We start from the raw sequence: 12,677 nt of genomic DNA, 5'->3' as shown, positions 1-12,677 counted from the left end.
GGCTTATCCTTCGAACAGCGCCCGCTGCCGCGCCAGTTCGCCGCTGCAGAAATCCATGAAGGCGCGCACGCGCGGCACGTGCCGGATGTCCGGGTGGGTGAGCACCCACAGCCCGGTCGAGAAGTCGGGGTTGGGCGGCCGCAGCCTGATGAGATCCGGCCGTTGGTCGGCGATGAAACACGGCACGGGCCCGATGCCGAGGCCCTGTCCGACTGCCTCCGCAATGCCGAGCACGGCCGAGCTCTTCAGCGCGATCCGCTCCGGCGCGACATGCTCGCGCACGAAGCGGGCCGCCTTGACGTGAGAGAGCTGGTCGCCGAGCGCAACCCAGTCGCGCTGGTAGAGCAGGGTGGGATCGGCTTTTTCCTCAGGCGTGATGCCGTCTTCCGCGCGGCCATAGATCGCCCAGGCGATGGTCGCGATGCGCCGGCCGACCAGCGTCTCGCCTGGCGTGTCGCTAGCGCGGATCGCGATATCGGCGTCACGCTTCGACAGGTTGAGCGCCTGGTTGCCGACGACGACATCGAGCCGGATCAGCGGATGAGCCCGGCGAAAGGCCGTGAAGATCGGCAGCAGCACGTTCTGGTACAGCGTATCGGTCGTCGTGATGCGCAACTCGCCCGAGGGCGTGACATCACGTCCGGCCAGGCGCCGAGCGAAGGCCGTGACGTCCTCGTCCATGCGGCTCGCCAGCGCCGCCATCTCGGCGCCGGCGACGGTCGCGACATAGCCGGTCTTGCGCCGCTCGAAGAGCGGCATGCCGACGAGCTCCTCGATCTGGCCGAGCCGCCGGAACACCGTCGAGTGATTGACTGACAGCGCGGCAGCCGCGCCGGTCAGCCCGTCATGATCGGCGATGGCCTTGACCAGCCGGAAATCATCCCAGGCGAGCTTGGCATTCATCGGCTGTGCGTCCTCCCGCCAGCACGCAAGCCGAAATCTTGCATCGATGCAAGCTTGGATCAGCCGTCATGCTCGGGCTTGACCCGAGCATCTCTGGGCGGAGGGGCTCTCAATCCTGCAAGAGATTCTCGGGTCTGCGCTTCGCTTCGCCCGACAATGACGCCTGTCAGTTGCGCGGGGCTGCCGCGCGTCGCAGCCGGTCGTTGATCGCCTCGCCCAGCCCCTGTTCCGGGATGCGGGCGACGGCGATTGTCCGCAGCCCCATCTCGTCGAGCTGCCGCAGATGGCCGAAGAGATTGCTCGCGGCCTCGCGAAGATCACCGGTCGGGCTGAGATTCAACGACGCCGGCAAGTCCTGCCCCGGCCCGAAGCCGAGCCAGGCCTCGCCCTCCCGTGGCGCGTCGGCGTCAAGTCGGACTCGCGCGGCCGGCGCATAATGCGAGTTCAGCATGCCCGGTGCGATCGGGGCGTGACCGGCTTCGCCTGTCAGCACGAGCGGGCGGCCGATCACCTGCTCGATCGCCGCGCGCGGCACGCCGCCCGGCCGCAGCAGGCGCGGCGCACCGTCGAGGCAGGCGACGATGGTCGATTCGACGCCAACTTCGGTCGGGCCGGCATCGAGCACGGCGTCGATGCGCCCGTCGAGATCCGCCAGGACATGGGCGGCGCTGGTGGCGCTGATCCGGCCGGAACGGTTGGCGGAGGGCGCCGCGATCGGCCGCCCCGCCGCTTCGAGAACCGCATGCGCGACCGGATGGGCCGGGACGCGCAGCGCCACCGTGGCGAGCCCCGCCCGCGCCAGCTCGCTGACGGTGCAGCCGGAAGATGAGGGCACCACCAGCGTCAGCGGCCCGGGCCAGAAGGCTTGCGCGAGTGCCAGCGCGTTGGCGTCGAACAGCCCCTGCCGGCGCGCGCTCGCCAGATCGGGCAGGTGCGAGATCAGCGGGTTGAAGCTTGGCCGCTCCTTGGCGGCGTAGATGCCCGCGACGGCGGTTCCTGAGGTCGCGTCGGCCGCGAGCCCGTAGACCGTCTCCGTCGGCATCGCGACGAGCCCGCCCGCGCGCAGCAGCGCCGCTGCCTCGGCGATGCCGGCGGCATCCGCGGCGAGAAGCTTCGTGTGGCGAGAGGCGGGAAGGGGTTGGTTCACGACGAGATTGACCGATGATTGTTTATATATAAACTAAATGATGGGCACGACACGGGACGAAGGTCGCGCTCGCTTGCGCGTGGCATAGGCGATAGTTCCTCGCTACCATCGCGGCAACGGCAAAAGCAGGCTGCGGCTGCCCTTTCGGGCCCGCGCGCCTCAGGGAGACGACCTATGAGCTATCGCGCCCCGGTTTCGGACATGCTCGCCACCATGCGCCATGTCGCAGGCCTCGACCGATTGATCGCAGACGGGTTGGCTTCGGAGCTGGAGGGCGGCGTCGCCGAGGCCGTGCTGGACGAGGCGGCGAAATTCGCGACCGATGTCATCGCGCCTTTGAATCGGGTCGGTGACGCCTATGGCTCGAAGCTGAAGGACGGCGCCGTCACCACCCCGCCGGGCTGGAAGGAGGCCTATCAGGCCTGGGCCGAAGCCGGCTGGAATTCGCTGCCGGCGCCGGAGGCCTTTGGCGGGCAGGGCTTGCCGACGCTGCTGCAGTCCGCCTGCATCGAAATGTGGAACTCCGCCGCCTTCGCCTTTGCCCTTGGCCCGCTGCTCACGGTCGGCGCCATCGAGGCGCTCTATGCCCATGGTTCCAACCATCTGAAGGAGACCTATCTCGCCAAGCTCGTTTCCGGCGAGTGGATGGGCACGATGAACCTCACCGAGCCGCAGGCCGGCTCGGACCTCAATGCGCTCCGCAGCAAGGCCGAACGCGTCGGCGACGGCACCTATCGCATCACCGGCCAGAAGATCTTCATCACCTATGGCGAGCACGATCTGACGGAGAACATCATCCATCTCGTGCTGGCGCGCCTGCCCGATGCCCCTCCCGGCACGCGGGGCATCTCGCTGTTCCTGGTGCCGAAATATCTGGTCAATGCCGACGGCTCGCTCGGCGCGCACAACGACCTGCGCTGCTCCGGCATCGAGCACAAGCTCGGCATCCACGCCTCGCCGACCTGCTCCATGGCCTTCGGCGACAAGGACGGTGCCATCGGCTGGCTGATCGGCGAGGAGAATCGCGGCCTCGCCTGCATGTTCACGATGATGAACAACGCCCGCCTCAACGTCGCGCTGCAGGGCGTCGCCATCGCCGAGCGTGCCTATCAGCAGGCGCTCGCCTTCGCCCATGAGCGCAAGCAGGGCGCCGCGCTCGACGCGCCGAAGGGCGCGGGCATGAGCCCGATCATCGTCCACCCGGATGTGCGCCGCATGCTGATGGATATGCGCGCCAAGACGCAAGCGGCGCGCGCGATCTCCTATCTCGTTGCCGAGGCGCTAGACCGCTCGCACCGTGAACCCGCCGAGGGCAAGCGCAAGGTTGCGGCCGAGCGCGCCGCGATCCTCACCCCCGTCGCCAAGGCCTATGCCACCGATATCGGCATCGATGTCGCCTCGACCGGCGTGCAGGTCCATGGCGGCATGGGCTTCGTCGAGGAGACCGGCGCGGCCCAGCATCTGCGCGACGCGCGCATCGCCGCGATCTACGAAGGCACCAACGGCATTCAGGCGATCGACCTCGTCACGCGCAAGCTGCCCTTGTCCGGCGGTGAGGCTGTGAAGGCGCTGATCGCCGAGATGCGCGCCGTGGTCGGCGAGGTCGAGCGCGCGAACACGCCGGGCTTCGGCCATGCTGCTGCCCGCCTCGGCGCTGCCGTCGATGCGCTGGAGCGGGCGACGCAGTGGATGCTGGCGACGCTGGGTTCGAGCCAGGCCGATGCGCTGGCGGGGGCCACGCCTTACCTCAAGCTCTTCGCGCTGGCGCAGGGCGGCACGGGGCTGGCGAAGAAGGCGCTCGCCACCCGCTCGGAGGCGGAGGGCGCCGGCGATCTCGCCACGGCCCGCTTCTACGCCGAATATCTTGCGACCGAGGCGCCGGCCCTCGAACTCGCGGTGACGGAAGGCGCTGGCGCCATCGCCGACGCGGCGGTGGTCTTCGCCGCGTGACAACCTCGTCATTGCGAGGAGCGCCAGCGACGAAGCAATCCAGGGGCGGCAGAGCTCTACGCCCCCCTGGATTGCTTCGCTGCGCTCGCAATGACGAGGCGATCCAGGCGGCGCAGGCGTCAGATCCCTTGCCGGGCCGGTTTGCGGGCGCGGATATGCAGGAACAACGGCGCGATCCGCGTATCGGCCAGATAGGGCGCTCGCTCGGCCGTCTCCGCGTCGATGCGCGGCTCGGCCATGTGCTCGATCGTAAGCCCGGCCGCGACGATCATCGCGACCCATTCGCTCAGCGTGCGGTGGAAGCGCGGCACGCGGAAGGGTTCGACATTGGCCTTGACCTCGGCCGGCGCGGCCCCGAAGCGCCAGGTCTCGACCTCGCCGTCGACGCCATCGAAATAGCGGCCGACTTCGATCGCACGGACGTTGCCTGCGTCGTCCCGCAGCACCTTGCGATAGGGCGGCGCGAAGCAGGGGTGAAGGATCGAAAACTGCAGGAAGCCACCCGGTTTCAGCACGCGCGCAGCTTCCTTCAGGGCCTTGTCCTGCCGCGGCATGTCCATCAGCGACATGAAAGCCGTGGCGAAGTCGAATTGGGCGTCAGGAAGGGGCAGGGCGGTGCCGTCGCCGAGCCGGTAGTCGATGCCGAGCGGGGCGGCGACTTCCGCCTCCTGCGCATGACGGACGAAGGTCGGTGCGATGTCGACCGCCGTGATCCGCGCCCCGCGTTCAGCGAGCTTGCGCGTGTTCGAGCCCTCGCCGCAGCCGATGTCGAGGCCGCTCAAGCCCGCGATCGGCGGCAGGTTCGCCAGGAAGACCGGCGTGTTCTGCGCGTCGCGATAGAGGTCGTAGCCGGCGCGGGCATGCCGGGTCCAGGTTTCGGCATTGGCCTCCCAGCAGGCCGCGACATCCGCGCTGTCCATGGTTCTGCTCCGTTGCGAGGGGAGCGGGGCTATAGAGCAGCGGGGGCTTCGTGGCCAGCCCGTTTCCATTCCATCCGCGCCGTCATTCCGGGGCTTCGCGCAAGCGAAGAGCCCGGAACCCAGAACCGATGCCCTTCGATAATGAGGCGTTCAAGCTCGGTGCGCTTCGCAATGCAACGCATCGGTTCTGGGTTCCGGGCTCGCCGCTTCGCGGCGCCCCGAAATGACGGCGGTGCCTTCCCGTCCGCGCCGCGCGGACCGGAAGGGCGGCTGGCGGTGCGCCCATGACGGCCGTCTCTCCCCCACTCTCCGGCCGCATCTGCCTCGTCGCTGGCGCTTCGCGCGGGCTCGGGCGCGGCATCGCCAAGGCGCTGGGCGAGGCCGGCGCCACGGTGATCGTCACCGGGCGCTCCAGCGAAGCCGGGCCGCATACCGACCAGCGCCCGGAAACCTTCGAGGATACGGCCCGCGAGGTCGAGGCGGCCGGCGGCAGGGGCCATCCCTATCGCTGTGACCATACCAATGAGCGGGAGGTCGACGGGCTCGTCGCCTGGGCGCTGCGCCGCTTCGGCAGGTTGGATTGCGTCGTCGATGCGGTCTGGGGCGGCAATGAAGGCTATGACGGCGAGCGCTATCCGGACGGCTCCGGCTTTGGGGCGCCGTTTTGGCGCCGGCCTGCCGCGAGGCTGGGCCAGAGCTTCGAAAGCGGAGTCTATGCGCAGCTCCTGCTCGCGCGCGCCGTCGCACCGGCGATGGTGCAGATGCGCGCCGGTCTCATCGTCACGGTGAGCTTCGACACGGCGGGCGGCTATCTCGGCGATGTCTTCTACGATCTCGCCAAGACGGCGATGAACCGGCTGAGCTTCGCGATGGCCGAGGAGCTCAGGCCCTTCGGTGTCACCGCGCTCGGGATCTCGCCGGGCCATGTCCTGACCGAGCGCGTCCGGGACGCGGGCCTTGACGCCGAGACGACAGAGACGCCGCTCTATGCCGGCCGTGCCGTCGCGGCGCTCGCTGCCGACCCGCAAGTCGCGGGCTTCGCCGGACAGGTGCTGCATGTCGCCGATCTGGCGCGCGCCTATGGCTTCACCGATCGGGACGGCTCGCAGCCCGCCCGCTTCGTCATCACGAACCAACAGGGAGGCGGCGATGTCGCTCAAGGGTAGGACGCTTTTCATCACCGGCGGCTCGCGCGGCATCGGGCTGGCCATTGCGCTCAAGGCGGCGAAGGATGGCGCCAACGTCACCATCGCGGCCAAGACCGCCGAGCCGCATCCGAAGCTGCCCGGCACGATCTATACGGCTGCCGCCGAGATAGAGGCGGCCGGCGGCAAATGCCTGCCGCTGATGGTCGATGTTCGCGACGAGCAGAGTGTCGCCGAGGCGATCGCCAAGACGGCAGAGACCTTCGGCGGCATCGACATCGTCGTGAACAATGCCAGCGCGATCCAGATCACCAACACCCAGATGACCGACATGAAGCGCTTCGATCTGATGCATCAGATCAACACGCGCGGCACCTTCATGGTCTCGAAATACGCGATTCCGCATCTGGAGAAGGCTGAGAACCCGCATATCCTCATGCTCTCGCCGCCGCTCGACATGAAGACGCAGTGGTTCGCGCCGCATCTCGCCTATTCCATCGCGAAGTACGGCATGAGCCTGTGCGTGCTCGGGCTCGCCGGGGAATTGGCGCCGAAGGGCATCGCGGTCAACGCGCTCTGGCCGCGTACGACGATCGCCACCGCCGCCGTCCAGAACCTGCTCGGCGGCGACAAGATGGTGCAGGCGAGTCGCACGCCCGAGATCCTGGCGGACGCTGCCCATATGATCTTCTCGAAGCCGTCCCGCGAGTTCTCCGGAAACTTCCTGATCGACGACAGCTTCATGGCGGGCGAGGGCGTCACCGACTTCACGCCCTATCGCGTCGATCCGTCGGTGCCGCTGATGCCCGACTTTTTCGTGCCTGCCGACAGCAAGCCGCCGCAGGGCGTGAAGGGCGGCGTCTGAGGTAACGGCAAGGCTCTCCACGCGCCGTCATTCCGGACAAGCCGTGAAGCGGCGCCGATCCGGAATCCATCGAGGGGCGTCGCGCTCTACGATGGATTCCGGGTCTCCGCTTCGCTGCGCCCGGAATGACGCGCGGAGCCGCCGCAGGGTGTGAAGGGCGGGGTCTGACGCCGCTCGTCCGTCATTGCGAGCGCAGCGAAGCAATCCAGGGAGACTGGGTGAGACGTTCAGCCCAATCCCCTGGATTGCTTCGCTGCGCTCGCAATGACGGAAAGCCTCGCTCCGAGCCGTCATCGGTTTGACATGCGTCCCGGATCGGAGTTCCTGCCGGCTCCTATCGTGACCGTGCAGCGAGATTCGCGCCCATGCTGATAATCCACGGCGTCTCCTCCGATTCGCGCGACAAGCTTCGGCACGCGACGCTCGAACCGGGTGAGGCCTTTCCGGCAGACGCCGTCTGGATCGATCTGCTCAACCCGACACCCGAGGAAGACAGGCGCGTCGAGCAGCATCTCGGGATCTCGATCCCGACGCGCGAGGAGATGCATGATCTCGAACCCTCCGAGATCATCTACACCGAGGATGGCGCGCGCTTCATGACGGCGCGCGTCATCTGCCAGTCCGATACGGTCGTCCCGAAGCTGGCTGACGTCACCTTCATCCTCACCGAGAAGGCGCTGGTGACCGTGCGCTATGACGAGCCCGGCGCCTTCAACATCTTCCTCAATCGCGCCACCAAGCCGGGCGGCTGCGGCGAGCAGCCGGAAGCGGTGCTCGACGGCCTGATCGAAGCGATCGTCGACCGTGCGGCGGAGGTGCTGCGCGGCGTTGGCGACAAGATCGACATCGCCTCGCGCCGGGTCTTCGCCGGGCGGGGGCAGGATGTCGAGCGGGGTGGGGTCTATCAGATCGTCATCCAGAAGATCGGTCAGTACGAGCACATCATCTCGAACGTGCGCGAGAGCATGGTTTCGGTCGAGCGCGTGCTGCTCTTTCTCTCGGCCAACTATACCCGGCCGAAGAAGGCCCAGACGGGCTTCTCAGCGGAATGGCGCTCTGCGGTGCGCGACGTGCAGGCCATCGAGCAACACGCCGCCTTCCTCTCCAACAAGCTGCAGTTCATGATGGACGCCACGCTCGGCCTCGTTTCGATCGAGCAGAACAAGATCATCAAGCTGTTCTCGGTCGTCTCTGTCGCGCTGATGCCGCCGACGCTGATCGCTTCGATCTACGGCATGAACTTCAAGACGATGCCGGAGTTGGAGTGGCAGTGGGGCTATCCGCTGGCGGTCGGGCTGATGATCCTGTTCGCGGTGCTGCCTTATCTGCTCTTCCGCTGGAAGAAATGGCTCTGAGGCTACCTTGATGACCGGATGACCCAGCCTCAGCTCCTCTCCGTCCTCCTCGTCGCCGGCATGATGGCGGCCTTCCTCTGGGGGCGCCTGCGCTATGACATCGTCGCGATGCTGGCGCTGTTGCTCGCCGTGGCGCTCGGGCTGGTGCCGGCGGCGGAGGCGTTCAAGGGCTTTTCCGATGACATCGTGATCATCGTCGGCAGCGCGCTGGTTCTGAGCGCGGCGGTGGCGCGGTCGCGCATCATCGAGCGGCTGTTCTCGAAGCTGGGCCCGCGCCTGTCCTCGACCCAGCTCGAGGTGCCGCTGCTTGTCTTCGCGGTCGCCATCATGTCGGCGATCATCAAGAACATCGGCGCGCTCGCGATGATGCTGCCCATCGCCTATCAGCTCGCGCGCAAGGACGGGAAATCGCCTTCCATCTTCCTGATGCCGATGGCCTTCGCCTCGCTGCTCGGCGGCATCGTCACGCTGGTCGGCACCTCGCCCAACGTCATCGTCACGCGCGTGCGGCAGGAACTTGGCGGCCAGCCTTTCAGCATGTTCGATTTTGCGCCGGTCGGGATCGTCGTGGCGCTCGCGGGCTGCGCCTTCCTGAGCGTCGGCTACCGGCTTCTGCCGCGCGACCGGCGCGGCGCGGTCTCGCTCGACCAGGCCATCGACATCAAGGATTACCTCACCGAAGCGAAGCTGACCGAGAAGTCGCCCCTTGCCGGCAAGACGGTGGCCGATCTCAAGGCGATCGGCGGTGGCGGGGCCGAGATCGTCTCGATCCTGCGCAACGAGCGGCGGGTGCAGGCGCCCCTCCCGGATGCGGGGCTGCGGGCCGGGGACATCCTGCTGCTGCGTGGTGATGCTGCCGTGCTGGAGCGGGTCGTCACGGAGGGGCGGCTCGACCTCATCGGCAAGGACCGCCCGACGCACAAGGAGGATGCGCTCGATCCTGACCGTATCGCCGAGGCGATCATCGGGCCGAGTTCCGTCCTGATCGGTCAATCGGCCGGCGACATGGCGCTTCACAGCCGTTTCGGCGTCAACATGATCGCGATCAGCCGCTCCGGCGAGCGCTTCAGCCAGCGGCTGCGTGATATCCGCCTGCGCGCCGGCGATGTCGTCGTCATCCAGGGCGACGAGAAGCTGCTGCCGGAAAAGCTCTCGGGGATGGGGCTGTTACCGCTGGCTGACCGGCTCGTGCCGCTCGGCTTGACGCGTCGCGTCGTGCTGACCGTTGCGATCACGCTCGCGGCGATCATCGCGCTTGCGGCAGGCCTCGCGCCAGTACCGCTCATCTTCTTCGCCGCGGCCGTGTTGCTGATCGCCTTCCGCTGCGTGCCACTGCGCGAAGCCTACAACAACGTCGATGCGCCGATCCTGGTGATGCTGGCGGCGTTGATCCCGGTCAGCGATTCCTTGCGCGCGACCGGCGCCACCGATCTCTTCGCTTCCTGGCTCGCCGTGATCGGCGGCGGTCTGCCGGGCTGGGCTGCGGTCGCGCTGATCCTGGTCGCCGCGATGGCGGTGACGCCCTTCCTGAACAACGCCGCGACCGTGCTCGTCATGGCGCCGATCGGCGCCGGCTTCGCCAAAAATCTCGGCTACAATCCCGATGCCTTCCTGATGGCGGTCGCGATCGGCGCGGCCTGCGATTTCCTCACGCCGATCGGACACCAGTGCAACACGCTGGTGATGGGGCCGGGCGGCTATCGCTTCAGCGATTATGCGCGGCTCGGCGCGCCGCTCTCGCTCATCGTCATCCTGCTCGCCGTGCCGATGATCCTGCTGGTCTGGCCGCTGCGCTGAAGCGGGCTGAGTTCTGACGAAAACGCGCCGTCATTCCGGGCTTGACCCGGAATCCATCGTAGAGCGCCGAACCCTACGATGGATTCCGGATCGGCGCCGCCAAGGCGGCTTGTCCGGAATGACGGTGCGCTTCCATGAAAACGTGGCGGCCTCACAGCCAGCCGTTGCGCTTGAAGCGCCAGTACAGGACGGCGCAGGACGTGACGATGACCGCCAGCACCCCATAATAGCCGTAGTGCAGGTCGAGCTCCGGCATGTTCTTGAAGTTCATGCCGTAGATGCCTGCGACTGCGGTCGGAACGGCCAGGATGGCCGCCCAGGACGCGAGCCGCTTGGTGATCGCGTTCTCCTGACTCTGGCCGACCAGCAGGCTCGCCTCGAAGGCGAAGGCGAGCACCTCGCGCAGGCTGTCGATCTTCTCCTGCACCGTCCGGACATGGTCGGTCACATCGCGGAACATCGTCGCGAGCGTTGGCCGCACCTGGGGCACATTGCCACTGGTCAGCCGCTGGCAGACATCGACCAGCGGCGCGATGGCGTTGCGCAGCCGCAGCAGGTCGCGTCGGAGCATATAAAGCCGCTCGATGTCGGAGCGCGTCATCGGCTTGGCGAGAACCTTGTCCTCGATCTCCTCGACCTCGTCATGGATCGCCTCGAGCACCGGCATGTAGTTGTCGACGACGAAGTCGAGGATCGCATAGAGGATGAAGTCCTCACCCTTGGCCAGCGAGGTCGGGCAGGTCTCCCAGTGCTGTCGGACCGACGTGTACGAGGTCGAGGCGCCATGGCGCACGCTGACGATGTAGCCGCGGCCGACGAAGATATGCGTCTCGCCGAAGGCGATGCGCCCGTCGATCAGTTGCGCGGTGCGCGCCACCACGAACAGGGCGTCGCCATATTGCTCGAGCTTCGGGCGCTGATGGGCGTTGGTCGCGTCCTCGACCGCGAGCGGATGCAGATTGAACTGCTTTTGGACGCATTTGAGCAGGGCCGATTCCGGCTCGAAGAGCCCGATCCAGACGACATGGCCGTCCTTGTTTGCCCAGTCGCCGGCTTCCTCCACCGGAATGTCGGCGACGCGCACGCCATGGGCGTAGACGCTTGATGCGACGACGCCGGCGGCGTGGAGTTGCCCCTCGGCGACGGGATCGCGAGGGACCGGTTTCGGAGCCGCTGAGGCGGCAAATCTGACGTTCGAGACTGTCATGTGATCACCCCGTCGATCGCGAGATCACCATGCGGCAGGCTAGAACTGTTCCACGTCCATGGAAATCACTTTTCCGGCAAAAAGAGCGCTTTAGCGGTGATGCGTTCGAGGTTCACGCCATCACCCTGGCCGCGACCTGCTTAAGTATCGTGCCGTCGCGCTCCAGCCAGCCGGGAACCGGCAGGTTCTTCGAGCGCAGAAATTCGGGATTGAACAGCTTGGATTGGTAGCGCGTGCCGTAATCGGCGAGGATCGTCACGATGGTGTGGCCGGGGCCCATCTGCTTCGCCAGTCGGATCGCACCGGCCACGTTGATGCCGGAGGAGCCGCCGAGGCATAAGCCTTCCTGCTCCAGCAGATCGAAGACGATCTGCACCGCTTCCGCATCAGGGATCTGGAAGGCGGCATCGATCGGTGCGCCTTCCAGATTGGCGGTGATGCGGCCCTGGCCGATGCCTTCGGTGATCGAGGAGCCTTCCGCCTTGAGCACGCCGCTCGTGTAATAGGAATAGAGCGCCGCGCCCATCGGATCGGCAAGGCCGATCGTCACCTTGGGGTTGCGCGCCTTCAGGGCCATGCCGACGCCGGCGAGCGTGCCGCCCGAGCCGACCGCGCAGATAAAGCCGTCGACCTTGCCGGCCGTCTGGTCCCAGATTTCCGGGCCGGTGGTGTCGAGGTGGCCCTGCCGATTGGCGACATTGTCGAACTGGTTGGCCCAGATCGCGCCGTTCGGCTCGCTTTTTGCCAGCTCCTCGGCGAGGCGGCCGGAGACCTTCACATAGTTGTTCGGATTGGCGTAGGGCGCAGCCGGCACCTCGACCAGCGTCGCGCCGGCGAGCCGCAGCATGTCCTTCTTTTCCTGGCTCTGCGTCTCCGGGATGACGATGACCGAGCGATAGCCCAGCGCATTGCCGACCAGCGCGATGCCGATGCCGGTATTTCCCGCCGTGCCCTCGACGATGACGCCACCGGGCTTGAGCTGCCCCTTGGCCTCGGCGTCGCGAATGATGGCGAGCGCGGCGCGGTCCTTCACCGACTGTCCGGGATTCATGAACTCGGCCTTGCCGAGGATGGCGCAGCCCGTTTCCTGCGACGCCTTTTGCAGCTTGATGAGCGGGGTGTTGCCGATAGCTTCGATGACGCCGTTGCGGATGGTCATGGCCGGATTTCCCAATTCGTCTCTGACCTGATAGAGCATTGCGCGAAAAAGTGGGAACCGGTTTTTCGCAGGGGCAATGCTCTAAACTTATAGAATCGATCACGTTTTACGCATTCGGACGGAATCGTCCGAATGCGACGTGATCGTGCGAAAGCCTTGCCAAGGTCACCAGCAAGCGGGCGATACGCCCCGAGTTCGCAAAAATGCCAGTTGCCAAGCCGCAGCCAGG

At 66.8% G+C, this 12,677-nt stretch carries 10 protein-coding genes; 5 read left to right on the top strand and 5 right to left on the bottom strand.

Going from position 1 to position 12,677, the window contains the following annotated elements; translation table 11 throughout:
- Positions 1-3 precede the first annotated feature (3 nt).
- Positions 4-903, bottom strand: coding sequence for a LysR family transcriptional regulator (locus FQV39_RS11705; protein ID WP_149130449.1), 900 nt, complete (start codon positions 901-903; stop codon positions 4-6).
- Positions 904-1,069: 166 nt separating this feature from the next.
- Positions 1,070-2,050 carry an L-threonylcarbamoyladenylate synthase gene (locus FQV39_RS11700; RefSeq protein ID WP_149130448.1) on the bottom strand — a complete coding sequence of 327 codons (981 nt, stop codon included), beginning with the start codon at positions 2,048-2,050 and terminating at the stop codon, positions 1,070-1,072.
- Between the two features lie 174 nt (positions 2,051-2,224).
- On the opposite strand from FQV39_RS11700, the gene FQV39_RS11695 reads away from it, so the two are divergent.
- Positions 2,225-4,000 carry an acyl-CoA dehydrogenase gene (locus tag FQV39_RS11695; RefSeq protein WP_149130447.1) on the top strand — a complete coding sequence of 592 codons (1,776 nt, stop codon included), beginning with the start codon at positions 2,225-2,227 and terminating at the stop codon, positions 3,998-4,000.
- A 119-nt stretch (positions 4,001-4,119) separates the two neighbouring features.
- Here the strand turns inward: FQV39_RS11695 and FQV39_RS11690 are convergent, their stop codons facing one another.
- Positions 4,120-4,920 carry a class I SAM-dependent methyltransferase gene (locus tag FQV39_RS11690; RefSeq protein WP_149130446.1) on the bottom strand — a complete coding sequence of 267 codons (801 nt, stop codon included), beginning with the start codon at positions 4,918-4,920 and terminating at the stop codon, positions 4,120-4,122.
- 284 nt (positions 4,921-5,204) lie between these two features.
- Here FQV39_RS11690 and FQV39_RS11685 point away from each other — a divergent pair, with 284 nt between their 5' ends.
- The 4 genes from FQV39_RS11685 to FQV39_RS11670 all read left to right on the top strand — a co-directional run bounded on the left by FQV39_RS11685 (position 5,205) and on the right by FQV39_RS11670 (position 10,082).
- A complete protein-coding gene (locus FQV39_RS11685) occupies positions 5,205-6,086 on the top strand; it encodes an SDR family NAD(P)-dependent oxidoreductase (RefSeq protein WP_149130445.1) in 882 nt (293 codons plus the stop codon).
- Positions 6,070-6,930, top strand: a complete 861-nt coding sequence (locus tag FQV39_RS11680; RefSeq protein WP_149130444.1) for an SDR family oxidoreductase — start codon at positions 6,070-6,072, stop codon at positions 6,928-6,930. Before FQV39_RS11685 ends, FQV39_RS11680 begins: the two co-directional genes overlap by 17 nt.
- A 365-nt stretch (positions 6,931-7,295) precedes the next feature.
- Positions 7,296-8,285: a magnesium transporter CorA family protein gene (locus tag FQV39_RS11675; RefSeq protein ID WP_149130443.1), complete on the top strand. Its 990-nt coding sequence runs from the start codon at positions 7,296-7,298 to the stop codon at positions 8,283-8,285.
- An 18-nt stretch (positions 8,286-8,303) separates the two neighbouring features.
- Entirely contained in the window at positions 8,304-10,082 is a 1,779-nt protein-coding gene (locus tag FQV39_RS11670) for an SLC13 family permease (protein WP_149130442.1), read from the top strand.
- Positions 10,083-10,233: 151 nt separating this feature from the next.
- Here the strand turns inward: FQV39_RS11670 and corA are convergent, their stop codons facing one another.
- The gene (gene corA, locus FQV39_RS11665) at positions 10,234-11,289 is read right to left on the bottom strand and encodes a magnesium/cobalt transporter CorA (protein WP_149130441.1); all 1,056 of its coding nucleotides are present in this window, start codon (positions 11,287-11,289) and stop codon (positions 10,234-10,236) included.
- Between the two features lie 112 nt (positions 11,290-11,401).
- A complete protein-coding gene (locus FQV39_RS11660) occupies positions 11,402-12,448 on the bottom strand; it encodes a cysteine synthase A (protein ID WP_149130440.1) in 1,047 nt (348 codons plus the stop codon).
- Positions 12,449-12,677 lie beyond the last annotated feature (229 nt).

The sequence above is a fragment of the Bosea sp. F3-2 genome (genome assembly GCF_008253865.1).
Classification (GTDB): Bacteria; Pseudomonadota; Alphaproteobacteria; order Rhizobiales; family Beijerinckiaceae; genus Allobosea.
Note: the sequence above shows the minus strand (reverse complement) of the source record. Positions and strands in the feature narration are given on the sequence as shown.

Excerpts from the sequence above, each read along its gene's own strand:
- FQV39_RS11705 (WP_149130449.1), bottom strand. The coding sequence starts at position 903 with ATGAATGCCAAGCTCGCCTGGGATGATTTCCGGCTGGTCAAGGCCATC.
- FQV39_RS11695 (WP_149130447.1), top strand. The coding sequence starts at position 2,225 with ATGAGCTATCGCGCCCCGGTTTCGGACATGCTCGCCACCATGCGCCAT.
- FQV39_RS11690 (WP_149130446.1), bottom strand. The coding sequence starts at position 4,920 with ATGGACAGCGCGGATGTCGCGGCCTGCTGGGAGGCCAATGCCGAAACC.
- FQV39_RS11685 (WP_149130445.1), top strand. The coding sequence starts at position 5,205 with ATGACGGCCGTCTCTCCCCCACTCTCCGGCCGCATCTGCCTCGTCGCT.
- FQV39_RS11680 (WP_149130444.1), top strand. The coding sequence starts at position 6,070 with ATGTCGCTCAAGGGTAGGACGCTTTTCATCACCGGCGGCTCGCGCGGC.
- FQV39_RS11675 (WP_149130443.1), top strand. The coding sequence starts at position 7,296 with ATGCTGATAATCCACGGCGTCTCCTCCGATTCGCGCGACAAGCTTCGG.
- FQV39_RS11670 (WP_149130442.1), top strand. The coding sequence starts at position 8,304 with ATGACCCAGCCTCAGCTCCTCTCCGTCCTCCTCGTCGCCGGCATGATG.
- corA (WP_149130441.1), bottom strand. The coding sequence starts at position 11,289 with ATGACAGTCTCGAACGTCAGATTTGCCGCCTCAGCGGCTCCGAAACCG.
- FQV39_RS11660 (WP_149130440.1), bottom strand. The coding sequence starts at position 12,448 with ATGACCATCCGCAACGGCGTCATCGAAGCTATCGGCAACACCCCGCTC.